The organism is Pseudomonas sp. S1(2024) (genome assembly GCF_046557535.1).
Genome location: NZ_JBKGFP010000037.1, coordinates 1 through 24556, shown reverse-complemented (window position 1 = coordinate 24556; position 24556 = coordinate 1). Strand labels below are relative to the sequence as shown.

The following is a 24556-nucleotide window of genomic DNA, read 5'->3' as shown; positions in this document are numbered from 1 at the left end:
GGCCGACATCCCAGATCAACAGGGAGTATTATTGTTGTCGATCCCAGAATATTAACTCTTCGCATTTCAGTTAACGACGCTTTCTTGAGTTATTGAAGATAAATTTGCCATCTGCAAAAAAACACCTTCAGGTGAACATAGAGCCTGTGCAGAGCCACTCACGTCGTTAAGAGCAGATTTTGTTTGGGTGCAAAGTGGAATCGTACAATCGTGGCCGGACATGATGATTCGTAGAGAGCATTGGTACTTTCCCTGTGGAATAGTACTAAGATCAATACCTTCGTGTTTCATGGTGCAGAACCAAGATTTGTCATAGCTCGTGAAAGACTCAGAGTAATACTCTCGTGTTAGCGAAGGTCTATGGTCTTTTGCGAGATCTATTCGAAGTGTTTTGGATGCTTCGGAGTCCGTGAGAACTAGTTGAAACTTCACGTCTTTCCAATTGTCCGAAGGTACATGTTTTAAAACACCTGCTCCATCGAGGAACAGTCTTGAATTTTTGATGGTAAAAGTCTTCAGATATACGATAGGTTTGCCAATTTCGGTCTTTCTTGATTCGTCTATTTGGTCGCCGGATAGTTCGCAGTAGCCATATCTAGGTGCGGTGTTGTTGGCCAGGGAGTAAAAAATGCTAATTAAAAGTGATGAGTGATGGCCCGTGACCTGGTTGTGAGCACGGACCAGTACTGAGCGACTCAGAAAGAAGTTGAAGTTATCATACTTTAAGAACTCACCCTTGAAAGGCTCTATCTCAGTAGGGTATTGAATGTCGGCCTCGGAAGTAAGAAGATAAATGTTTTTGTTGAGATTGCAGTCAAATTTTAATAGGTTTGGAAGTTCGTCGTCAAATCCGAGCGTTGCATCGGCTATATGCGAACCGAACATGTTTGAAGCGGTCTGCGGCCAGTTGTTAATAACGTAGCTGGCAATATTCATTTGGGGTACGGTGGATACAATATTTTTAAAGTTGTATTTCAATCCGTGATAAAGTGCAGCACTTCCTCCTTTCGAGAAACCTGCAAGTGTGCATTGGGTCTTATCTAATTCCAATGACTGCAGGGTGTGGTTGATGAGTCCCTGGACCGCATGTTCGGGGCCCAAATCATTGTCTTTCAGTATGTAGTAGGAGCAGTGGTCGCCGAAGTCATCTTTTATCCACAGTACGTTGGCTGGACAGTCTTGGAGTGCATTCTCAAAATCGTAAGTGAACTCGGAGACTGCACCAAAGCCCGAAAAAACCACAATTAAATGGCGGATGTCATGTTTGCGGGGTTTGAATTTGTATTTTACAGATAGGTCTTTATATTTAAATTCAAGTTCTTTCAATTTCCAAATCCTCAAGCCTAGCAGTTAGTACTGCTAGGCTTTCCCACAATTATGCCGAAGTCTTAAAATCGTTCCAGGCTTTTTCTGTCCGTGGAGAGTTACCGTGCCGCTTGCAATATTGCGTTAGTACCTGAGTCGCTGCGTCCAGTTGACCGCTTTTGAACAGCGCATGGGCTAAATCGACGGTGGCGTCCTTGTTCGGGTTCAAATCCTTACGTGAAATGAACTCTTTCAAGTTGTTTACAGCTTCCACCCATGCTTCAGAGGCGATACTGATTAATGCTCGCTCTTGCATGAATATCCGCTCATCTGAAGCCAGATTAGCTTGGGAGATTGCCTCAAGGGCTAGCTCATACTGACCACTGCGTCTGCGGCTTCGTGCCAATTTGAGCCAAAGGTCCGGAGTCATTTCGGAGGAAGCCGCAGTCCAACAGTCGCTTGCTTCTTTCCATTTCTGATTCAAATAGAAAATTTCACCCGCGATCAGATTTTGACTTACATCAGCGAGTGGCAGTTTAAGACGGCTTAGCTTTTTAAACGCGTCTTTATACTTTCCTTGGAAAAGTTGGGCACGTGCGGCCTGAAATGCGTAGCTAGGATTAGCGTCGACTTTCTGCAGATCGACCCAAAGCCTCTCAGCATCTTCCCAGATTTCTAGTTTTTCAGCGATAAGCGCACGCTCAACCAAAATATCAGGGTGCTGCATATTGCTTGTATAGTCGAACTGAGCTATTGCTTGGTCAATATCCCCCATGGTTCTGTAATGCCGCGCTGCAGCGGCTACTGCTCTAGCTGGTATTTTCTGATCAACTAACTTAAGTTTGAAGTGCTCGTAGTCCTCAATAGTGATCTGATCAGGGCTTAAGGTGAATGAAACGGCGAGAGCTTCATCTCTCATTTGCTCAGACCAAAGACCAAGCTCTCTCAGCTTCTCATGCCACTGTGCACATTTCGAGTGTTCTCCCAGTTCGCGAAGCGTGCGCGAGTAGGCAATGGAATCTGATACGCTCAAAAGTGTTGGGGAGTTTTCGATTAGTCGCTCCCAGGCTTCTTGAGAAAGCTCCCAATTTCCGTTCTCCATTGCTCGGTTTGCGGCGCGTCGTACAGATTTAGAGAGTTCAAGAGGTGAGACTGTATTTCGCTCAAGATTTACAATGGCTTTATACACACGCTCACAGCTGGATATGTCATGGAACGCAAACGTCGCGTTTCTGCGTTCTGAATAAAGGGCTTGGTCAAAGGTGCCTTCTGCAGCCTCGTCGAGAGCGTCTAACGTCCCCTCCAAAGTTCTGTGCACAGGCCCAAATCCGTCAAGCTCGTAAGAGTAATAACCTTTTGTGTAAGTGTGGCTACCGTTGAAGAAGGTGTCCTGGTCAAATTGGAAGTACACAACTTTTCGGTCCAGAGCAGCTACTTCAAATGCAACGGAAGAGTAATCCGTCACCAGTATCTCGCAATCTGCGAAATACTGCTGCATTGATATCTCGGGGTTGTGAGTACCAATTTTTATAAAATCTGGGACTTCGAACTCAGGCAGGTATGGTTGAACGTTAGCGTGCGGGAAAAACACCACATCATATTCATGTTTTTCGGAGATTTCTCGCAAGCGGGTAGAGTGCAGGAATGACCTCCACTCGGTCGCATATTGACTTGTGATGAACCCTGATTGTTTGTCGCGTTCAAAGCCATTATCCGACGCTTTGCCGACTAATTCATGGCGCCAGGTTGGCATTATTAAAATGCTAGGACGAGAATTTCGTGGTGTAGACCTTAGTCTGTCATGCCTTGGTAGACCAGTTAGAACTACTTCTCGCTCGCAGAACTTATAACTATCCCCATGGCAAATTGAGTCATACTCGCGTTGCGACGAGGTAACGAAGCAATGAATATCTTTGCCATTTAGCCAGCCAGAGAGATCATCTTTGATAATCCCATGTTGCAGGAATGTAAACTTGTATTTCTTGATGTCGGCGAAATGTGCATTCGACAACCCGCCAAATACATAGTGGTCAGCATGTGAGGAGATAAGGTGCGCAGCATTCAGCAGCGCGATTTTATGCTCCTCAGTTCCAAATGGAATAAGCTTGAAGCCTTCGGCCTTGAGCCGATTCCAGTCGCTAGAAGTTTCATTTAAAATGAAGTAGATATTATTCTGAGGATGGTGTTCTTTTACGTACCGATAGAGATGTTCCGCATTGTCATCTGCGAAAGAGTTCCTGTCCATAAAGAGCCAGCAATTGGCGAACTTCATACGATTATTATGTGACAGGGCTTGCTCTCGAAGCAGCATGGATTCAGGTGGCAGAGTTTCCAATGCAGGTGGCTTGATTTGTAGAAGGTTGAACACCTCGGAGACGTCTACGCGACCTTTATGCTGCTTGCCTTTGAGGCTAATGCGCGTATCCGTCTTGTCCTCGACCTGGATGCGCAATGTTTTTGTATCGCCGGGTTTTAGCCAGATGATCCTTTCATAAAGGAAAGTTTCACCATACAGAGTGTGGCGATGAGTTTTGTCGAATACAGGTATGGTTAATCTGTTGTCAAAGCGAATGAGTTCTTTAGGGCTTGAATTTCTCGTGAAATAACGCACCTTTATTAGGTCGCGGAATTCATCGGTCCCGTCTATATAGACGATGTTAAACTGCGGTTCGGTATTTTTATAGTATGAGATAAGTCCAAACTTTTGGAAGAACCACAGTCCTGCTAGTTCGAAATTCAACATCGTCTCGTACGAGATATGTTGCATGATCTCCCTAATGATTGTGGTATATTTATCTCTAGCTTCAGGCGTTAGATGGCTTAATTTTCCGTCGTTGTTGATGAAGCGTTTAAAGTGCCAAGCCAAATCGTAGAAAATGGTGCGCTGGATATAAGGTTTGACGGACCCGTAGCGCTTGAGGCTCTCATTGATTAGGCTTTGATAGCCAAGTCTAAGTTGGGCGTCAAATCTACCAGGCTTCTCCCACGCAGTGTCGATGGTCGAAGTTCCATTCTCCCGCTTGCGATAGTAATACTTAGGTTCGGTAATGAATGCGACATAATCTTGATCAAGACCAAGTAGATATCGATTTACAAAGTGACCGTCCTCAAAGGCCGGTCTAATTAAAGGGTTGAAGAAGAGGTTTTCGCTTAGTACGCGGTTGCGCTTGAAAACAGCAGTGCTAGCGCTAAGCTGTATGAACTTACCCAGATCATCAGATCGCAGGTATTGATCTCCGTTGGCAAATCGGAATTTCAGTGCATGGTTATCGCTAAACTCGTTGCGATTTTCCATAAAGAATATCATATTAGCGCTAACCAGCTTCAATTCTTTGCCGTTGCGCAGTGCGTTTTGTAAACACTTGTCAATAGCTTCAAAATAGTTTAGCGACAGAAAATCATCGGGGTCGACGAAAGTGACCCATTCATGTTTTGCATACCGCAGCCCATTGTTACGAGCCTGAGCCTGGCCTGCGTTGCTTTGTTTCAAATAGCGAATGTTAAATGGAAACTTGTTAACCCATTCATTGATAATTTCTGCGGAATTATCTATGGAACCGTCATCCACCAGGATAATTTCAATGTATTTTTCAAAATCAATGCTTTGGTTGACTATGGATTCAAAGAAAGCAGTTAGGTATAGCCCAACATTATAAACGGCAGCGATAATCGAATAAGTCGATGTAGAAGATTTTTTTTCGAGAGCTTCAGGTATCTCAAATGGCAATGGTAGAACTTCGGGCTTGATGGGGGCCATTGCATGAGTTGAGTTAGAGTTTTGGGCGCGCTTGGTATTTCTATTGCGTTTTCTGGCCATGAGGGTAATTTAGTATCGTTGTGGGCGAGCAGAAGTTCTGCTCGCCTAGGATTTTGAAGGGTTAGTTTGCGATTCCGGTTGCGCGGCTAAAAATCATTGTCTGTACGATAGGGGAGATGATTTTTTGCCATTCATAAACAGCAGCATTTGTGACGTAAATTGTATCGTCCGGTTTAATTACAATCTGACGCGCGTAGAAGATCGCAGCGGGATCGCGCATATTTAGCCGAAGAACCTTGGGCTTCGAGCGACCATTTTCCATCCGGAATACAAATACACCCTCCGCGTTCGCATTACCTTCGCGTAACCCCCCAACAGAGCCGAGCGCATCAAGCAAGCTAGTGTTTCTAGCGGGCAAGTCTTTCAGACCAGGTTCGTTTACTGCGCCCATCGCTACAAAACGCTGCCTTGCCCGATCAAGTACCACTTCAGAATTGGGTTGAAGAACCATGTTGTTACCGGCAAGGACGTCTTCATAATTAAACTGCTGTACATCATGCCCCGTACGGACAGTCACATTTACCAAGTGAGGTTCAAGTACTGGACCTCCTGCTTGGTTTACTGCATCGAGTAACGTCAGTGGACCTTGGAGAGTGCTAAAACGACCGGGAGTTTTGACTGCTCCTGCGACGAGCACTGATCCAGACAGATCACCTACTAATTCGACGTGCGTCTGGACGTCGGAGGTAATACCTTTGAGCTGACGGCGTATCATATTTTCAACTTGATTTAGCGTCATCCCAGCGACGAATTGCCGCCCTACATAAGGTAGAGATAGCATCCCTTGCGCATCGATTCGGGATCTAAGCTGAGTGCCGCCAGTCGCAAGTGGTGCGAACAACGCGGAACCTTCGGGCGCGGTGTCAGCTATCAGTACATTGAGAACATCACCAGACATTAAACGCACTTCCGGTGAAAGTGGTTTGGTCACGCTTTTCAAAGCAGGGGTTTCAGCGTCACGCATATAGGGAGCGATAGTTTGAGCACTGATATCTACAAGAGTATAGGACTCATTTTTTTCTTCAATTGCACCCTTGTATGGGCCCGCGCCAGAAAGTGTTCCACCGCAACCAGAGAGGCCAAGTGTCACGAAGACTACCGCTCCCAGCTTCCGGTTAAAATTACGAGAGACAGCCAGGGATTTAATCACGATGATCCTCGATCGAAGCCAAGATGAAGCGAGTAATGCCGTATACCATCAGGAGGCCAAATAGAATGGTCGCCAAGTTATACAAACGCTCTGGATACAGAGCGAGTTGCGGAGTGTTGGGGCTGACTACAGTGACCAGAGTGCGAATTTTTTTGCTCGCTTCGATACGGGCATTGTCGAGTGCGGCGACGGAGGTCTTATAGGTCTCCTCCGCAATTCCTGCGTCTAGAGTCAATTGTTGGTAGCGTGAAGCTACTACGTTGAGTTGAGAGCCTTGCGGGGAGGAAACAAGTAGTCGCTTCTCCTTAGCGAGCTGCTGGGTGATAGCTTCGACTTTTTGTTTCTGCTGACGCATCTGTGGTGCATCGCCGCGTAGCTTAAAGGACATCTCAGTCAGGGCAGCTTGTTCTTTCGTGTACTGTCCTTCTAATTCAGCGATGATAGTTGCACGACTCTGTGCGGTGTTTCCGCCGTCGAGCACCTTGTTCTCATTTTGGAAGTTCAACAGCTGAGTTTTACGTTTTGAATAGTTCTGCCGAGCGCTTTCCAGTTCGCCTTGCGCAAACTTCATCTGTTCGCGGGCAATATTGTGGCTTACCTCGTTTACGAAGTGCTCGCTCGCCAGGAGAATTACTCGTAGCATTTGCTCCGAAAGCTCGGGCGTAAAGGCTTGCACTTCTACGCGCAACAGGCCGGTAGTTTCATCATAGTGGGCAGAAACCATGCGCTTATAGTACTTCAACAACTCTTCGCGTGGAGCATCTTTATCGAGCCAGAAGAACACGTCGCTGCGTTGGGCGGCGAACTGTTCTATCCAATGCACTTGGCTCTCCAGCAACAACATCATGTCCATAGAGGTGATGTATTCGCGAAGATAAAGCGTCTCTTCTCTTGATGCGGGGTTGGCACCGGTCAGTAGGGTGGCCAAGCCAGGTACCTGAGCGCCTTGGTTATTGCCGTCTTGACGCACGACCACTTGGGAGGAACTGACAAAGCGGTCAACTGCAAACACCCCGTAGTATACGGTTGCCAGGATCATTGGCAGAATCACCATGGCGATTGTTAGGCGCCAGCCCTTCTTGTTGCCCGTACTGCTCATAGTTGGATGCATCCTTGAAGTGGAACGGTGCTACTTAATTGAAATAGGGAATAATTAGTTGTTGTAAGCATTGATGCCCTCTGCGACGTCGTCATAAACCTGAATGCCGCCATTGCGTACAAGCAGAACCAAATCACAAAGCTTTTCAATCTCAGGCATGGAGTGGGAAACCAGCACAATATTGGATTTTTGTAGCTTGTCTTTGAAGACTTCTGCACATTTACGTTTAAATTGTGCATCCCCCACCGACATCACTTCATCGATTAGGTAATAATCAAAATCGAAGGCCATGCTTAACCCGAATGCTAATCGTGACCGCATACCTGACGAGTACGTTTTGATAGGTTCGTCAATCCAGTCACCAATTTCGGCAAACTCTTGCACGTAACGTACTTTTTCGCGCATGGCCTCGCCAGTCGCGCCATAAATCCGGCAAACAAACTTTATGTTGTCGCGTCCTGTCATGCTACCTTGAAAACCACCGGTCAATCCAACAGGCCAAGAGATGCTACGGTCTGTGACGATCGTACCGGAGTCCGGCACGTCGGCCCCGCCAAGCAGTCGCATGAGTGTGGACTTACCTGCGCCATTTCGGCCGATTAAGCCGATGTTCTTGCCTGGAGGTATAGCCAGCGACAAGTTACGGAAGACATATCGGCGACCTTTGGGGGTGAGATACGACTTAGTGACGTTTCTGAGCTCAAACACTTTTGACCTGTACTTAACCGTTCTTGGTAGAAATCAGATGCATCCTGCGTGCGCGATAAGCGCCAAGGGACAGGAACAGCAATACCAGGGTGAAGGTGAACACATAGGTCTCGGACACGCCATCAACCGGGCTATAGTGGGGCAGCACTTCGGCTCGGACCAGTTCGAGAATGTGCAGGAAGGGGTTTAGCAATAGTACCGGCATCATGGCCTGAGGCAGATAGGATGCTGGAATCAGCACGCCCGAGATGAAGTAGAGCGGGAAGAATGCCATGCGAATGATGATCTTCAGGCTAGGTAAGGCGTGTGTGATCAAGGCCAAAAGCATCCCTAGGCCAAAAGCAAACAGCAAGCCCAGAAGCAGGGTTGAAACCCATTGCAGAGGGCTATGTACAGACATGTCGAAGCCAAACCAAGCGAAGCCAAACACCAAAATGGTGTAAACAGTTGCTGCAATGCACGTTTCGACAATGACACGAGCGACGTACGTGTCTAGCGGTTTGATCTGCTTATAACCAAATAGAGACCGGTTCTCACGTAGGCTGTCCATCAGGCGCAGCGCGGTGTTGCGGTACAGCAGGAACGGAGCCATACCCACCAGGATGAAAACCGGGTACTCGACACCAGAGACGGTGCGCCCACGCAGCATGGCAAATAGCAGGGAAAAAAGCAGTAGGTGAACCAGTGGTTCCAGTAGCATCCATACGGCACCGAGGCGGCTGTCGCCGATGCGCGCGCGCGCCTCGCGTAAGACGAGAGCAAAAATGACGGATTTCTGGATCTGCAGAGAGGAACGAGGCTTCAAGATGGCGACCGCAAAGCAAAGCAGCGCGCCTAGGCACGCCGGAATTCATCTTCACGAAAGGCCCGATTTCCCAGGCGGGAGGCAGGGAATATCCCGGATACTTCCATGTACTAAGACGCCTGAGGTTAATTGGGTCAGGCGCTAGCGTCAAGGAAAATGCGGCAAACAGTCATCCCATCTCAGATGTTTTCACCTTGTTTACAGCGGGCGGGGAAGCGCCCGAGTACGCACATCGGTGGCGGTTTAGGCAAGAACCGTGTGTCGGTTGGTTCGTGGCAGGCCGGACGGCAGTGTCGCAGAATAAGCCATCAACCAAATGCGAAAGAAGTCGCGCGCTGTTATTGCTCGAGTTAGTACTTTGTTAGGTTTTTATTTTAAGTGAGGTTTATGTCTCAATCCTCCTCTCTAGAGTCTGGCAATTATTCTATTTTAATGGAAGCGTTTTGTGATTGCGTGTATTAATGGTAATGCATTAATTTCAGGTGGTTATACTTTTTTAAGTTATCAATTGTCATCTGCGTGTACTTCAAGCCGCCTCCGCTTTAGAAGAGGCTTCCACCCATAGCAAGCTCAAAGTTGGCTAAGGAGTTCCTTTGATGAGATCGGTTTGCGATAAGCTGTGTGCCCGATGCATCTTTTAATAAAAACTAATCCTATCAAAAAATAATCAGTGGCGGGAAAGACTTGACCAAATCATCTAGGGCCTTGATTTTCGCCAGGAACGGTTCCAATTTGTCCAGTGGAAGTGCGCTTGGACCATCGTACTTGGCCTGTCCGGATTTTGGTGCCGCTTCCAGGAACAGGCCAGCCAAGTCCAAGCCCGTCCCCCATGCCTGCGCGCGCAAGATCGACGATCTGCTCACATCGGTCGCCGGAACCAGTGCCGGCTGGATCGCGATTCTGCAGTGCGTGCGTCACGTCAAAAATGAGCGGCAGGTCATCGGACGTGCGCTTCATCACGCCAAGTCCAAGCATGTCTACAACTAGGTTGTCGTAGCCCATGCAAGTACCACGATCGCACAGAATCAAATGGTCGTTTACCAGCTTCCGTGAGTTTGTGCTCGTGATTTGTATTTGCGATGGGCTTAGGAGCTGAGGTTTTTGATATTGACTGGCTTGCCCGTTTTGGCCAAGGCGACGAGGAGGTCGGTTTGACACGAAAGAAAGGCAGGCAACTGCAATACATCTACCACTTCAGCCACAGGTGAGCTTGGTTGATTTCATGGACGTCGGTGATGATCAGGACGCCGAACTCAGCTTGTACCTTTTCAAATATGCGCAGTCTTTCTTCCATGCCTGGGCCTCGGAAGGAATGGATGGAAGAGCGGTTGGCCTTGTCAAAACTTGCTTTGAATACATACGGGATACCTAGCTTCTCTGTGATGCCGACGTATTCCGAGCATGCAGTCAGGGCAAGGTCTTCGGGCTCAAGGACGTTGATACCACCGAACAGGACAAAAGGAGCCTGGTTCGAGCATTCGATTGTGGGGACAATTTGAGTTATTTTTTACTCACTATATCAACGGGGAGGGCCCATAGGGAGTGGCGAGGGGGGGGCAGCATTCCCTCGCTACGCGTCGTGGATCCGATTCTACAATTTTTTGCCAGGTTGATGAGGGTTTCTGAGATAGGCGGGTCAGAGCAGCTCTGAGCGTGTTAAATCAGATCAAGTGCGTTCCTCTACCAGAAAAAAAGCCGGATTTTCATCTCCCCTGAAAGCTAACCTTTCAGGCTTTTCCCTTTCCCCCGCGTGCTCAATGTCTATAATGGTGCCGATTTGAACCTAGCAATGACTGCTGGGTTCAAGCATCACCCAGCATTAAGGATCTCCCTGCAATGGCGTTTTACCGTACACCCCACGATGTCACTGCTTTGCCAACTTGGAAGGCGCTTCAGCAACACCGCGATGCCATGCAAGGCTTCAACATGCGTGAAGCTTTTAGCAACGATGCCAATCGCTTTGACCGATTCTCCCTGAGTAGCTGCGGCCTGTTCCTGGATTACTCGAAAAACCTAATCACCGACCAGACTCGTGACTTGTTGGTGAACCTAGCCGGCGATGTGGGCCTTCAGGGTGCGATCCAGTCGATGTTCAGCGGTGAGGTCATCAACGTTACCGAAGGTCGTCCGGTGCTTCACACGGCATTGCGCCGGCCGGTGGCTGACAAGCTGTGTGTCAACGGGGTGAACATCATTCCCGAGGTGCACAAGGTACTTAACCAGATTACCGATTTGGTCGGTCGTATCCACAATGGTCTGTGGCGCGGCTACACCGAAAAACCGATTACTGACGTGGTCAATATCGGTATTGGCGGTTCGTTCCTTGGCCCCGAGCTGGTTTCAGAGGCGTTGCTGCCCTATGCCCAACGTGGCGTGCGCTGCCACTATCTCGCAAATATCGACGGTAGCGAGTTCCATGAGCTGTCTGCCAATCTGCGCGCCGAAACCACGTTGTTTATCGTTTCGTCGAAGTCGTTCAGCACCCTTGAAACCCTGAAGAACGCTACCGCCTCGCGTACGTGGTACTTGGCGCAGGGTGGTACGGAGGCTGAACTGCATCGTCATTTCATCGCCGTATCGAGCAATAAGTCTGCTGCAGTAGCTTTCGGTATTCGAGAGGAAAACATCTTCCCATTGTGGGATTGGGTGGGTGGACGTTATTCGCTATGGTCGGCAATCGGCCTGCCGATTGCCTTGGCTATCGGTACTGCCAATTTCAAGGAACTGTTGTCTGGCGCGCATTCCATGGACCAGCATTTCCAGTCCGCGCCTTTCAGTGAAAACATGCCCGTGCTGCTGGCTTTGCTGGGCGTGTGGTACGGCAACTTTTGGGGGGCGCATAGCCACGCGATTCTTCCGTATGATCACTACCTGCGCAACATAACCAAACACTTGCAGCAGTTGGATATGGAGTCCAATGGTAAAGGTGTCTTGCAGGATGGCACACCCGTCAAAACCGAGACCGGGCCGGTAATCTGGGGTGGTGTCGGCTGCAACGGGCAACACGCCTACCACCAACTTTTGCATCAAGGCACTCAGTTGATTCCCGCTGACTTCATCGTGCCAGTGGTGAGCTTCAATCCTGTAGCGGACCATCACCAGTGGCTTTACGCCAACTGCCTGTCGCAGAGCCAGGCGTTGATGCTGGGCAAAACTCGTGATGAGGCCGAAGCAGAGTTGCGCGCCAAAGGCTTGAGCGAAACAGATATTGAAAGATTGGCACTACACAAGGTTATTCCAGGCAACCGCCCGAGTAATACCTTGGTCGTCGAGCGCATCAGCCCACGCCGCTTGGGTGCCTTGGTAGCCATGTACGAACACAAAGTCTTCGTTCAAAGCGTTATCTGGGGCATCAACGCGTTTGACCAATGGGGTGTTGAGCTGGGCAAGGAGTTAGGTGAGGGGGTATATCAGCGCTTGATTGGAAACGTTGAAGACAGTGCTGAAGATGGTTCGACGCAGGGGCTGATCAACCACTTCCGCGGCCGGCACCGGGGCTGATTCCTCCTGGGCCTAAGAGTCTAGAACGGGTGTGGGTAGGCGTAAGCTTGGAGCTGAACAGAGTTTCTATCGTTGAAATTCTGTCGTAAGTCATTCAAATGTATAGCACTCTGCAATGGTGAAGCTTGCTTTCGAAGCGCTATGAGTATTCGATGCGTGCCAATTACGGCGCCTTTCCCTTAACGTGAAACGATGAACATCCCTAACTTCAAGAAGTTGTTTATGCCTGATATTTCAGCAGACACAGCCAGCCTTATCCACGCCATAGCCTCTGCCACCGCCGTCATCGCCGCGCTGATCGCCGCCAGTGCAATGATCTTTGCCCACATGACCTCGGATGTAAAAAACCAGCACTCCGAAGTGAGCCTTTCGCGGGCCACGCAGGAGGTCACCGTGGTCAACGAGTCGGACATGCAGGCGCAGCTGGAAATTCAGCAGTTGCTGGAAGAGAACGACGCGCTGAAGGCCGAACTTGAACGTGAGCGGGCCAAACTGGAGCAGGAGCGGGCCGAGCGGCTCAAGCTGGAGGCCAGCCTTAAGCCCCGCACGCTGACGCCGCAGGCGCACGATGCATTCAAGGCGTTGGCGGGCGAGCTGAAGGCTAAAACCCTGGCACCAGTGGTGCTGCTGAATATCCACAAGGATGACAAAGAGGCGGTTCGCTTTGCCAAGGAAATTGCCGTAGCGCTGACCAAGTCGGGTGTTCAGGTGCAGATCAAGCAGCTGCCCCTGCAGAAGCACAACACCGGTACCCAGGTGGTTGTGTATACCGGGGTGGGCAGCGACGAGTTGGAGCAAGCGTTCAAGGCTGCGGAGTTTGCAACCGATATCAAACGCTCGGGGCAAAGCCCGCGGGTGAAGGTTGATGATGGGGATGCGATTTCCATTTCGGCGTTTATCAGTGTTTACCCTCGCACGGTGATTTGAGGGCCGGCTGATTGAAGCCGGAAATTTTAGTGGGGATGGAGTGGATGGCACCTGCTGCGCCGGTGTTCGCGGGGCAAGCCCGCTCCCACAACGCCCCCCAGGTCTTGCGAGAGCGCTTCAGTGGCGCTTGTTCTTCGCAATCTCGATGTCGTTCATCAACGCTTTGGCCATCGCCAGCAGGTAATCGGCTGCGCCCAGCATCTTGTGGTCGTCTTCCATGTCGCCTTCGCGCACCAGGTGCTTGCAGTAGCCCAGCAGGACCGAGACGTGCTCATACGCATCATCGACGGGGACGCCGGGTTGGACGCGAAGCAGGTCCAGGGTGGGGTTGCCGGCTTCAAGGAAGGTTTCGATGCCTGCGGTGAGGATGGGGGATTGGTTGTTGTTTTCCATGGTAGTAGCTCCTGAACAGTGGAACTGCCACGCGAATCTTTCTCACGGACCAGGGCGGCAGTCGTACACGGGGTGAGAAACCGAGGGAGCTACAAAGCCCGGCCAGACCGAAGTCTGCCCGCGTACGACCGCCATGACAGGCAAGTCAGGTAACTCGCATCAGGTTCTCACACCCGGTCACCAACTTGGCGACCCGGTGAAGTTATCCCTGGGGCATTTCCCCGACAATTCAGCTGCTTCTGACTGGTGTGTAGGATAGTTCGCCCGGTTATCTGAGCTGAAGGGGTGGGGCGAGGTTTCAGGAAAGTCTGACGCGCTGTGTGTGCCGTGGGGGCAAAGGGGATTGCTCCGCATGCCCTGGCAAATGTCTTCGCTGCGATAGCTTCGGCGGGGCTATGCCGTTCGCCCCAGATGTGTCGCGAGTGCTTCGCGTATGCGTGCACAAGCGTGTCCGTCACCATAGGGGTTATGTGCAACGCTCATCTCGCGGTACACCGCCTCATTGGTCAGCAATGTATTCAGCTCCCTCACAATCGAGTCCACTTGTGTTCCCACCAGCCGCACCGTACCCGCCGCCACAGCCTCAGGCCGCTCGGTGGTGTCGCGCATCACCAGCACCGGTTTACCCAGCGCCGGTGCTTCCTCCTGGATGCCCCCAGAGTCGGTCAGGATCACGTACGCGCGGGTCATCAGGTACACGAACGGCAGGTAATCCAGTGGCTCGATCAGGTGGATGTTGCGCACATCGCCCAGTAGCCGGTTGACCGGCTCGCGCACGTTGGGGTTGAGGTGCACCGGGTACACCACGTCCAGCTCGGGGAATTGCCGCGCAGTGTGCACCAGCGCCTGGCAAATGCGCTCGAAGCCGCCACCGAAGTTCTCGCGGCGGTGGCCAGTCACCAGCAACAGGCGGCGGTCGGCGGCCAGGTAGCTGAAGTGCCGGGCAAAGCGAGCATTCAGCTCAGGACTTTGCAGCTTCTTTTCCACTTCCAGCAAGGCGTCGATCACGGTGTTGCCCGTGGTGAAAATGTGCATCGGGTCGGTGCCTTCACGCAGCAGGTTCTCGCGCGAGGTGGTGGTTGGGGCAAAGTGCAGCGCGGCCAGGGCGCCGGTGAGACGCCGGTTGCCTTCCTCGGGCCAGGGTGAATACAAGTTGTTGGTGCGCAGCCCGGCTTCTACATGGGCAATGGGGATTTGCTGGTAATAAGCCGCCAGGCTGGTGGCGAAGGTAGTGGCGGTGTCGCCGTGCACCAGCACCACGTCGGGCTTGAAGCCGGCCAGCACGGGCTTGATGCCTTGCAGGATGGCGGTGGTCACGCCAGTCAGGTCCTGGCCGGCCTTCATGATGTTCAGGTCGTAGTCGGGGGTAATGCCGAACAGCTCCAGCACCTGGTCGAGCATTTGCCGATGCTGGCCGGTGACGCACACGCGGGCTTCGAAGCGGCTGTCCTGGGCTAGCTGAAGGGCCAGGGGGGCCATCTTGATGGCTTCTGGGCGGGTACCGAAAACGGTCAGGGTCTTGAGGGGCACGGCGGTGATCCTCTTGCTCGGGTCCTTGAAGCAAAGCGGTTTTCCATTGCTGAAGAAATCTAGCAGGCGGGGGGTGGGACGCCAGTTTGCACCGCAGATGCGTGTCGGCCGGTGGCTGGACGGTTTGCGCGTCAGGTGTTGTTCGGCGGGCACTGTAGGAAAGCGGCAGGGGGCGGGTAGGCAGTGGTTATCGGACCAATGGGCATTTGCTTACAGGCACGGGGCCAAGGCCTTGAGCTGCCAGGGGGGGGGGGCGCTGGCGATGAAATGGCCGTAGTTTGTGGGTGGGCGAAGCTGGCGGTTTTGCTGACTGATTCGGTAACCATTCGCCGGGGGCGGCGGGTGTTTTGCTGTCGGGTTAATCGCTAGGGTTGTTCGCGCAGCCGAAGGAAAACGGCTGCTGATAAATCGCCAACCTAAGGAGTGTTGACCATGCGCAATAACGTTCTGTCGTACCTGCTGCTGCCGCTGTTCGCCAGTTTGTCCTTCTCGCTCAGTGCAGCCCCGGCCAGTGCCACGGCAGTGGCCGAGCCGGTACCGGTGGTGGCCCAGGCGCAGGCCCAGCAGGCGCAGCAGCTGGACCTGAACACGGCGGATGCACTGACCTTGCAGAAGGAGCTGAACGGGATCGGCAAGGCCAAGGCCGAGGCGATCGTCGCCTACCGTGAAGCCAATGGGCCGTTTGCTTCGGTGGATGAGTTGCTGGAGATCAAGGGGATTGGCAATGCGTTGCTGGAGCGTAACCGGGACAAGGTGATGGTGAAGTAAGGGGGAGGGGCCGGGGTTGATGCCCTGGCCCGGCCTTCGAGGGAACCAGCCCACCGTGCTGGCCTTCTAGCGGTCTTGCGCGTCCTTGGCATCGGCCTCGGCATTGCGCTCACGCACCTTGCGCAGTTGTTCTTCGGTCAGCGGCACTTTTTTGGCTGTGTCGCGCAGCAGCATCAACCCGCCGACGATGGAGCCGAGGGCTATGATGAGTATTAGCCAGGCATACCAGGGCATTGTCGTTCTCCTTAAATCGGGCGATGGGCAACGCGTGTATGAAATTTGAGCAGTTACCCGTTCCGTTGGTTCAATTATAGAGGCACAGGCTGTGCCGTAATGCCAGTCAGTCAGGATAAGGCGAGGTGTTTGTGGTGCCTTTGGCATCGCCTATGCGATCGACATCTCAAGGCAATCACCTGCCAGCTTTACTGCTTGATTGACAGGCATTAGCCCGTGCCGGGCCAATTCCGTGACCCGCGGCCCCCAAAGCATGCGCCACTTCGTTTACAATGCGCGCCGTTTTCAACTTGCCAAGAGCTCCTGCCCATGCCCGCCTGCCAGACGCCCCTGATCGTCGCCCTGGATTTCCCTACCCGTGAGGCCGCCCTGAAGCTGGCTGACCAGCTTGACCCTGCGCTTTGCCGGGTAAAGGTGGGTAAAGAGCTGTTCACCAGCAGCGCTTCAGGCATTGTCGAAACCCTGTGCGACAAGGGCTTCGAAGTGTTCCTGGACCTCAAGTTCCACGACATCCCCAACACCACGGCCATGGCGGTAAAGGCCGCTGCCGAGATGGGGGTATGGATGGTCAACGTCCATTGCTCCGGTGGCCTGCGCATGATGGTGGCCTGCCGTGAAGAGCTGGCCAAGCGTAGCGGCCCGCAGCCGTTGCTGATTGGCGTGACCGTGCTGACCAGCATGGAGCGTGAAGACCTGGCCGGCATCGGCCTGGATATCGACCCGCAAGAGCAGGTGCTGCGCCTGGCGGCGTTGGCGCAGAAGGCTGGCATGGACGGCCTGGTGTGCTCGGCGCTGGAGGCCCCGGCGCTGAAGGCCGCGCACCCGTCTCTGCAGCTGGTGACCCCGGGTATTCGCCCGGCGGGCAGCGCGCAGGATGACCAACGCCGTATCCTCACCCCGCGCCAGGCGCTGGATGCTGGTTCGGATTACCTGGTGATTGGCCGGCCGATCAGCCAGGCTGCCGACCCGGCGCAGGCGCTGGCGGCGGTGGTGGCGGAGATTCGTGGGTAATCAGCTGCGGTAATGGAAAAAGGGCCGGCACGAGAGTGCCGGCCCTTTTTTTGTTTTAAACCTTCAACACCAACTTGCCAAAGTTCTCCCCGCTGAACAGCTTCAACAAGGTCTCGGGGAAGGTCTCCAGCCCCTCCACCACATCCTCCTTGCTCTTCACTTGCCCGCTGGCCAGCCAGCCGGCAATCTCCAGCGCGGCCTTGCCGTAGTCCTTGCTGTGGTCCATCACCACAAAACCTTCCATGCGCGCACGGTTCACCAGCAGCGACAGGTAGTTGGCCGGACCTTTCACCGCTTCCTTGTTGTTGTACTGGCTGATCGCGCCGCAAATCACGATGCGCGCCTTGAAGTTGATGCGTGTCAGCACCGCATCGAGGATGTCGCCGCCGACGTTGTCGAAATACACGTCCACGCCTTTGGGGCATTCACGCTTCAGGCCGGCCAGCACATCTTCGGCCTTGTAGTCGATAACCCCGTCGAAGCCCAGTTCGTCCTTCAGGTACTGGCACTTCTTGGCGCCGCCGGCAATGCCGATCACGCGGCAGCCTTTGATCTTGGCAATTTGCCCGACAATGCTGCCCACCGCGCCGGCTGCGCCGGAAATGACCACGGTTTCACCAGCCTTGGGCTGGCCGACCTCCAGCAGGGCGAAATAGGCGGTCATGCCGGTCATGCCCAGCGCCGACAGGTAGCGCGGCAGCGGCGCCAGGTTGGGGTCGATCTTGTGCAGGCCCTGGGGTTCGCCAGTGAAATAGTCCTGCACACCCAGCGCACCGCTAACGTGGTCGCCTGGTTTGAACCCTGGGTGGTTGGAGGCCACCACTTCACCCACGCCCAGTGCGCGCATCACCTGGCCCAGTGCCACGGGCGGGATGTACGACTTGCCTTCGTTCATCCAGCCACGCATGGCCGGGTCCAGCGACAGGTACAGGTTGCGCACCAACACCTGGCCTTCACCGGGTTGTTCGGCGGGTACGGCCTCGAAACTGAAGTCGTCTCGGCGCACGGTGCCGACCGGGCGTTTGGCAAGCAGGAAGCGGCGGTTGGTGTAGGTCATGGCAGGTCCTTGTGGGCAGTGGAAGGGGGAGGCGTCAAATCTACCCTGTTGATGTAGGCAGGTCGTTAACATCACTGACAAGCATGGTAGCCCAACCGGTGGAGTGATGATGCTGCCAGGCCGGGTAGTGGCTGACTATGCTCTGAACCCCACCAAGCACGCTTTGGAGCACGCGATGAGCATGACCTTTTCCGGCCAGGTAGCCCTGGTTACCGGCGCCGCCGCCGGCATCGGCCGGGCAACCGCCCTGGCTTTTGCCCGGGAGGGCCTGAAGGTGGTGGTGGCCGACCTTGACCCGGCCGGTGGCGAGGCCACTGTGGCGCTGATCCACGCTGCGGGCGGGGAGGCGCTGTTCATTGCCTGCGACGTTACTCGTGAGGCCGAGGTGCGCCAACTGCACGAACGCCTGATCGCCGCCTATGGGCGGCTGGACTATGCCTACAACAACGCTGGTATCGAGATAGAGCAGGGCCGCCTGGCCGAGGGCAGCGAGGCGGAGTTCGATGCCATCATGGGCGTCAACGTGAAGGGTGTGTGGCTGTGCATGAAGTACCAGCTGCCGTTGCTGTTGGCCCAGGGCGGTGGGGCCATCGTCAATACCGCTTCGGTGGCGGGCTTGGGCGCGGCGCCGAAGATGAGCATCTACAGCGCTTCCAAGCACGCGGTGATAGGCCTGACCAAGTCGGCGGCCATCGAATACGCCAAGAAGGGCATCCGGGTGAATGCGGTGTGCCCGGCGGTGATCGACACCGATATGTTCCGCCGCGCCTATGAGGCCGACCCGCGCAAGGCCGAGTTTGCCGCTGCCATGCATCCGGTGGGGCGCATTGGCAAGGTCGAGGAAATTGCCAGCGCCGTGCTGTACCTGTGCAGTGATGGCGCAGCGTTTACCACAGGGCATTGCCTGACGGTGGATGGTGGGGCTACGGCGATCTGAACCGGAACCGCGTGGCCTGCGACGCGGGTAACGCCGTTGCTACGGGGGCGTAGGCGCGTGTGGCTATGTCGCATATGGGCAGGATGCGCGCGCCCAAGCCCTTATTGTGCCGGCCTGGGCGTGCGCCCGCCTAGAAGCTGACGCCTACTTTCAGGCCATATTCGTCGCGGGTCTGGTCGTCCGAATCGGTCATCATGAACTGCCCGTCCAGTTCATAATTGTAGCGGCTCATATAAAGCGCGACGAGTATTGGCACGTTGCCTTGCTGATTGAACAGTACGCTAAGTTCGGCAAAGGGGTTGCTGGTATCTTTCAAATCTACATCTTCACTGCTGAGGCCATGTATTTCCAATTGCGCATCGCCATTGATCAACTGGCGCACCCCGGCTTCGAAGCGCAAGGTGGCATTATTGAAACGGTAGTTGTAACCCGCGGCAATCTTGGCGAACGGTGTACGGTTGGTCAGGTCGACGTCATACCGGCGGGTATTGGGTGACAGCCGGTTCCATTTGTAACCGGTACCCAGCAACAGGTCGACGGAGTGGCGTTCGGCCAGGGCCAGGCGCCAGCCCAGGTCGAGGTCGGCCTGGCCGTCCTTGAGCTTCTGGTTCTGCTTTTTCGAGTACATGCCGCTGGCTTCGGCCTGGTAGATAAGCCCGTCCTTTGCCGTCATCTTGTTGCCGTAGTTAATAAATAGCCCGCCTTCTGGCATATCTTCCGTTTCATTGCCACGCCCGTTCAACTCCAATTGGGTATAACTTCCTTGCAAACCAATGGTTAATAGCGGTGCAGTGGAAGTTTCAGCATGCCCCACCGTTGGTAGCGCAACAAACAGCAACGGGGTGACCACAGCAGCAAGGAGGGCTGTTTTCATGGAAAACTCCAGACGGGCTCTACGTGGCCGAAGGGGTGGGCCAGTTACCTATTACGATAGCGGTGTTTTCAATTTGAATAGTGGCCATTTAATATTTTTTCTTGCTCAAACATTGGCGCAGAATTAATGACGCCAAATTTATTTTACAAATAGTAATTGGAATAAACTGATAGAAACTTGCTTCCACTTGATTGGCCGTGGTCCGCTCGGGGGGCGCCGTGCTGAACTAAAATCAATGGCTCGCTGCTGGCGCCTGCCGTGGCTGGCAAAAACCGACCTTGATACAGCTAAAAACGACAAGCCATAGCTATTTGACACCATTCTGACGCCAGGCCCTTGTCCATCGGCTGGCAACGTTGCCACCCTTGGCTTTCGGGATAACCTCGCACGCAGAAGGGGAATCGGCATGGGCGCGAGCAAGCACGGTATGCTGGCCAACCTGGGCATGGCCCGCAAACTCGGCCTGGGCTTTGCCCTGGTGCTGGTGCTAACCCTGGCGGTGGCCGGCATTGGCATTGCCGCGCTGCACAGCGTTAGCCAGCGCTTCGACAGCTTGCGTCAGCTGGCCCAGTTCAATACTGACCTGCTGCGCTTGCGCCAGCACGAGCAGGCATTTGCCCTGCGCTCCGACCTGCAGCAGGCCGAGGCCTTGCGCAGCGGCTTGCAAGGCCTGGTCGAACGCGCCCGTGGCCTGCCGGCGCTGGCGGCGGCGGAAACCGACCTTGCAGCCTATGGCCAGGCGTTCGAGGCCTTTGTCGAGGCGGTGCAGGCCAAGGAGCTGGCGCTGGACATGGCCAGTTGGTCGGTGTCCAGCGTGGCCAACAACCTCGACGTACTGCAGGCCGGCCTGGCTGACGACGGCGTGTATACCCTCAAGCAGTCACAGGGCCAGCAGGGCGGCGCGTTCCTCGAGCAGGCCACGCAGGTGGCGCAGGTGTCGCGGCTGATGCTGCAGGCCATGGACGAAGCGCGGGTACGCCTGGAAAAAAGCCGCAAGGGCGAAGAGGGCGTCAGCCAGGAGCGCATTGCCCAGACCGTCGAAGCTGCCAGCCTGGTCAGCCAGTTGCAGGGCGCTGTCAGCGATGCTGGCTACCAGAGTGTGTTGGGCGAAGTGGCGGGGCACATTGGCAGCTTCTCGGAAAAGCTCAACGAATACACTGACCAGCTAGCACGCGAGCAGGGCTTGAAGGCGCAGTTGCAGGCCAGTGCCGAGCAAGTCACCAGTCGGGTCGACCAGGCTTACCTGGGGCAGGAGCAGGCCCTGCAGGGCGAATTGCAACGCAATGCCGTGGCCATCGGCCTGGCTACCGCATTGGCGCTGCTGGTAGGTGTGCTGGCCGCCTGGCTGATCACCCGCGCCGTGGTCGGGCCGCTCAAGCATGTGATTGCCCGCGCCCAACGTATCGCTGCCGGCGAGCTGAGCTTCGACGCCCAGGCACCGCGCCGGGACGAAGTAGGGCAGTTGATGCAGGCCATGCAGCAGATGGCGGCGGGCCTGTCGGGCATTGTCAGCGGTTTGCAGCAGGGCATCGAGCAACTGGCCGGCAATGCGCAGGCGCTGTCGGCGGTGACCGAGCAGACCAACCGCGAGGTGGGCAGCCAGAAGGAAGAGACCGAGCAGGTGGCTACCGCCATGCAGCAGATGACCGCCACCGTGCACGATGTGGCGCGTAATGCCGAGGAGGCGGCGCAGGCGGCCCAGGCTGCGGATGAGAAGGTTGATTCCGGGCAGCAGGTGGTGCGCCAGAGCATGCAGCGCATCGAGCAACTGGCGTCGGCGGCAGAGACGGCCAGCGCCGGTATCGACAGCCTCAGTGCCGAGATCCACACCATTGGCGACGTGCTGGAAGTGATCAAGAGCGTGGCTGAGCAGACCAACCTGTTGGCGCTGAATGCTGCTATCGAAGCCGCCCGCGCGGGTGAGCAGGGGCGTGGCTTTGCCGTGGTCGCTGACGAGGTGCGTGCGCTGGCGCGGCGTACCCGGCAGTCTACCGAGCAGATCGAGACCTTGGTCGCCAGCCTGCGGGGCAATGCCCAGCAGTCGGTGGCGCAGATTCGCGGCAGTACCGAGCTGGTGCGTTTGGCGGTGGCTGATGCGCTGCAGACCGAAAGCGCGCTGGGCAGCATTGCGGCGGCGGTTTCATTGATCCAGCAGATGAACCAGCAGATTGCCGCGGCGGCCGAGCAGCAGAGTTCGGTGGCAGAAGAGATCAGCCGCAGCGTCACGCAGATCCGTGGTAGTGCCGATCAGGCGGCGTTGGCGATGCAGGACAATGCCCGGTCGAGTATCGAGCTGGCGCAGTTGGGTACTGACCTGAAGGGGATGGTGGGGCATTTCAGGTTGTGATCCAGGCCTGGGGCTTGTGTTGCCTGTGCCCGCGAAGAGGCCGGCACAGGCAACAAATACCTTCAGGCCCTGCGCGGGTTGAGAATCATCAGGGCCAGTACCCCCGCCACAATCCCCCAGAACGCCGAACCAATCGAGAACAAGGTCAGCCCCGAAGCGGTAACCATGAAGGTGATCACCGCAGCCTCGCGCTCACGCGCTTCGCTCATGGCCACGGTCAGCCCGTTCATGATCGAGCCGAACAGCGCCAGCGCCGCAATCGACAGCACCAGTTCTTTTGGCAGCGCCGCAAACAGCGCCGCCAAGGTCGCGCCGAACACCCCGGCAATGCCATAGAAAATCCCGCACCACACAGCCGCGGTATAACGCTTGGCCGGGTCTTCATGGGCATGCGGCCCGGTGCAGATCGCCGCGCTGATCGCCGCCAGGTTGACCCCATGCGAACCAAACGGCGCCAGCAGCAGCGAGGCAAAGCCGGTGGCCGAGATCAGCGGCGAGGCCGGCACCTGGTAGCCGTCGGCGCGCAGCACGGCCACACCCGGCATGTTCTGCGAGGTCATCGCCACCACAAACAGCGGAATGCCAATGCTGATGGTTGCCGCCAGCGAGAAGCTTGGCGTGGTCCACACCGGCGTGGCCACTTCCAGCCGGAAGCCGCTGAAGTCCAGCAGGCCCAGGGCGCCGGACAGCGCCGTACCCACCAATAGCGCGGCCAGCACGCAGTAACGCGGCGACAGGCGTTTGACCAGCAGGTAGCTGAAGAACATGCCCAGTACCAGCAGGGTGCGATGCTGGGCGGCAACGAAGATTTCGCTGCCGATCTTGAACAGGATACCCGCCAGCAGCGCCGAGGCCAGCGAGGCCGGGATGCGCTTGACCAGGCGCTCGAAACTGCCAGTCAGGCCACAGATCAGCACCAGCACGGCACAGGTGATGTAGGCGCCGATCGCTTCGCCATAGCTGACCCCGCCCAGGCTGGTGATCAGCAAGGCGGCGCCGGGGGTGGACCAGGCCACGGTGATCGGTGTGCGGTAACGCAGCGACAGGCCGATGCTGCACACCGCCATGCCGATCGACAACGCCCAGATCCATGAGGAAATCTGCGCGGTGGTCAGCCCGGCTGCCTGGCCGGCCTGGAACATCAGCACCAGCGAGCTGGTATAGCCGGTGAGCATGGCGATGAAGCCGGCGACCACCGCCGACGGGGAGCTGTCTGCCAGGGGCCGCAGGCGTATGGAAGTGGCATCGGTCATGAACAAAATCCTTGTAAAGGTGTAAGCAGTTTTTTCAGACTACAGCGAGCAAGGTTGATCCTTGCCATACAGCGACCATTGCTTTTAGCCGTACAGTCGCCAACTATTGGGTGCAAATGCAGAACTGCTTGGGAGTGGAGGGGGCGATGTACAAGGTCTACGGCGACTACCAGTCGGGCAACTGTTACAAGGTCAAGCTGATGTTGAGCCTGCTGGGCCGGCCATATGAATGGCACCCGGTGGACATCCTCAAGGGCGAGACCGAAACGCCCGAGTTCCTGGCGATGAACCCCAACGGCAAGGTACCGGTGCTGGAGCTGGAAGACGGCAGCTACCTTTGGGAGTCCAATGCCATTCTCAACTACCTGGCCGACGGCAGCGAGTTCCTGCCCACCGAGCCACGCCTGCGCACCCAGGTGCTGCAGTGGCAGTTCTTCGAGCAGTACAGTCATGAGCCCTACATTGCCGTGGCGCGTTTCATCCAGTTCTACCTGGGGTTGCCGGACGAGCGAGTGGAGGAATACCGCAAGCTGCACAAGGGGGGTTACAAGGCACTGAAGGTGATGGAGCGGCAGTTGCAGATGACGCCGTACCTGGTCGGCGAACAGTATTCGATTGCCGATGTGGCGTTGTATGCCTACACCCATGTGGCGCAGCAGGGTGGGTTCGACCTGGCCGACTACCCGGCAGTGAGGGCCTGGCTGGAGCGGGTCAGCAGCCACCCGCGGCATGTGCCGATGGTGGGCTAGTTTATAGCCTGTGCCGGCCTCTTCGCGGGCATGCCCGCTCCCCCCAGCCCTCCCACACACCTCCCCCCTTGGTGGAAACTGTGGGGTGGGA

Annotated in this window: 19 protein-coding genes and 2 pseudogenes; 8 read left to right on the top strand and 13 right to left on the bottom strand. The window is 55.2% G+C overall.

Going from position 1 to position 24556, the window contains the following annotated elements; genetic code table 11:
• Positions 1-66 precede the first annotated feature (66 nt).
• The 7 genes and pseudogenes from ACLCGK_RS10700 to kdsA all read right to left on the bottom strand — a co-directional run bounded on the left by ACLCGK_RS10700 (position 67) and on the right by kdsA (position 10388).
• Entirely contained in the window at positions 67-1326 is a 1260-nt protein-coding gene (locus tag ACLCGK_RS10700; RefSeq protein WP_410951973.1) for a hypothetical protein, read from the bottom strand.
• 49 nt (positions 1327-1375) lie between these two features.
• A complete protein-coding gene (locus ACLCGK_RS10695; protein WP_410951972.1) occupies positions 1376-5122 on the bottom strand; it encodes a CDP-glycerol glycerophosphotransferase family protein in 3747 nt (1248 codons plus the stop codon).
• A 61-nt stretch (positions 5123-5183) separates the two neighbouring features.
• Complete coding sequence (locus ACLCGK_RS10690; RefSeq protein WP_410951971.1) at positions 5184-6272, bottom strand: polysaccharide biosynthesis/export family protein; 1089 nt, start codon at positions 6270-6272, stop codon at positions 5184-5186.
• Positions 6265-7371, bottom strand: a complete 1107-nt coding sequence (locus ACLCGK_RS10685) for an ABC transporter permease (protein WP_410951970.1) — start codon at positions 7369-7371, stop codon at positions 6265-6267. The genes ACLCGK_RS10690 and ACLCGK_RS10685 overlap by 8 nt, the downstream gene beginning before the upstream one ends.
• A 54-nt stretch (positions 7372-7425) precedes the next feature.
• Positions 7426-8079 (bottom strand): ABC transporter ATP-binding protein, encoded by a 654-nt coding sequence (locus ACLCGK_RS10680; RefSeq protein WP_410951969.1) that lies wholly within the window; start codon positions 8077-8079, stop codon positions 7426-7428.
• 13 nt (positions 8080-8092) lie between these two features.
• On the bottom strand, positions 8093-8884 hold the full coding sequence (locus ACLCGK_RS10675) for an ABC transporter permease (protein ID WP_410951968.1): 792 nt from the start codon (positions 8882-8884) through the stop codon (positions 8093-8095).
• A 656-nt stretch (positions 8885-9540) separates the two neighbouring features.
• Positions 9541-10388: pseudogene (gene kdsA, locus ACLCGK_RS10670) on the bottom strand (3-deoxy-8-phosphooctulonate synthase).
• Between the two features lie 332 nt (positions 10389-10720).
• Here kdsA and pgi point away from each other — a divergent pair.
• On the top strand, positions 10721-12385 hold the full coding sequence (gene pgi / locus ACLCGK_RS10665) for a glucose-6-phosphate isomerase (protein WP_410951967.1): 1665 nt from the start codon (positions 10721-10723) through the stop codon (positions 12383-12385).
• 222 nt (positions 12386-12607) lie between these two features.
• Positions 12608-13312, top strand: coding sequence for a hypothetical protein (locus ACLCGK_RS10660; RefSeq protein WP_410951966.1), 705 nt, complete (start codon positions 12608-12610; stop codon positions 13310-13312).
• A 117-nt stretch (positions 13313-13429) separates the two neighbouring features.
• Here ACLCGK_RS10660 and ACLCGK_RS10655 read toward each other — a convergent pair whose 3' ends face one another.
• Together ACLCGK_RS10655 and wecB are read right to left on the bottom strand one after the other, a co-directional pair.
• The gene (locus ACLCGK_RS10655; protein ID WP_410951965.1) at positions 13430-13705 is read right to left on the bottom strand and encodes a DUF3077 domain-containing protein; all 276 of its coding nucleotides are present in this window, start codon (positions 13703-13705) and stop codon (positions 13430-13432) included.
• A 393-nt stretch (positions 13706-14098) separates the two neighbouring features.
• Entirely contained in the window at positions 14099-15235 is a 1137-nt protein-coding gene (gene wecB, locus ACLCGK_RS10650; protein ID WP_103443885.1) for a non-hydrolyzing UDP-N-acetylglucosamine 2-epimerase, read from the bottom strand.
• A gap of 432 nt (positions 15236-15667) precedes the next feature.
• Between wecB and ACLCGK_RS10645 the strand changes: the two genes are divergently transcribed.
• Positions 15668-16003, top strand: a complete 336-nt coding sequence (locus ACLCGK_RS10645) for a ComEA family DNA-binding protein (RefSeq protein WP_410951964.1) — start codon at positions 15668-15670, stop codon at positions 16001-16003.
• A 66-nt stretch (positions 16004-16069) separates the two neighbouring features.
• Here the strand turns inward: ACLCGK_RS10645 and ACLCGK_RS10640 are convergent, their stop codons facing one another.
• Entirely contained in the window at positions 16070-16237 is a 168-nt protein-coding gene (locus ACLCGK_RS10640) for a DUF2897 family protein (RefSeq protein WP_280044982.1), read from the bottom strand.
• Positions 16238-16546: 309 nt separating this feature from the next.
• Between ACLCGK_RS10640 and pyrF the strand changes: the two genes are divergently transcribed.
• The gene (gene pyrF, locus ACLCGK_RS10635) at positions 16547-17248 is read left to right on the top strand and encodes an orotidine-5'-phosphate decarboxylase (protein ID WP_397462445.1); all 702 of its coding nucleotides are present in this window, start codon (positions 16547-16549) and stop codon (positions 17246-17248) included.
• A gap of 55 nt (positions 17249-17303) precedes the next feature.
• Here the strand turns inward: pyrF and ACLCGK_RS10630 are convergent, their stop codons facing one another.
• Entirely contained in the window at positions 17304-18305 is a 1002-nt protein-coding gene (locus ACLCGK_RS10630; RefSeq protein ID WP_367245366.1) for an NADP-dependent oxidoreductase, read from the bottom strand.
• A gap of 175 nt (positions 18306-18480) precedes the next feature.
• On the opposite strand from ACLCGK_RS10630, the gene ACLCGK_RS10625 reads away from it, so the two are divergent.
• Positions 18481-19242: an SDR family oxidoreductase gene (locus tag ACLCGK_RS10625; protein WP_103444820.1), complete on the top strand. Its 762-nt coding sequence runs from the start codon at positions 18481-18483 to the stop codon at positions 19240-19242.
• A 130-nt stretch (positions 19243-19372) separates the two neighbouring features.
• On the opposite strand, the gene ACLCGK_RS10620 is transcribed toward ACLCGK_RS10625, so the two are convergent.
• A complete protein-coding gene (locus tag ACLCGK_RS10620; RefSeq protein ID WP_410951963.1) occupies positions 19373-20116 on the bottom strand; it encodes a hypothetical protein in 744 nt (247 codons plus the stop codon).
• Between the two features lie 406 nt (positions 20117-20522).
• On the opposite strand from ACLCGK_RS10620, the pseudogene ACLCGK_RS10615 reads away from it, so the two are divergent.
• Positions 20523-21602 (top strand): annotated as a pseudogene (locus tag ACLCGK_RS10615) (HAMP domain-containing protein); the annotation flags it as partial.
• Positions 21582-22463, top strand: coding sequence for a methyl-accepting chemotaxis protein (locus tag ACLCGK_RS10610; protein WP_371264047.1), 882 nt, complete (start codon positions 21582-21584; stop codon positions 22461-22463). The pseudogene ACLCGK_RS10615 and the gene ACLCGK_RS10610, both read left to right, overlap by 21 nt.
• Before the next feature lie 62 nt (positions 22464-22525).
• On the opposite strand, the gene ACLCGK_RS10605 is transcribed toward ACLCGK_RS10610, so the two are convergent.
• Positions 22526-23716 (bottom strand): benzoate/H(+) symporter BenE family transporter, encoded by a 1191-nt coding sequence (locus ACLCGK_RS10605; protein ID WP_044046915.1) that lies wholly within the window; start codon positions 23714-23716, stop codon positions 22526-22528.
• A gap of 146 nt (positions 23717-23862) precedes the next feature.
• Between ACLCGK_RS10605 and ACLCGK_RS10600 the strand changes: the two genes are divergently transcribed.
• Positions 23863-24465 (top strand): glutathione S-transferase family protein, encoded by a 603-nt coding sequence (locus tag ACLCGK_RS10600; RefSeq protein ID WP_013971500.1) that lies wholly within the window; start codon positions 23863-23865, stop codon positions 24463-24465.
• The last annotated feature ends 91 nt before the right edge of the window (positions 24466-24556 follow it).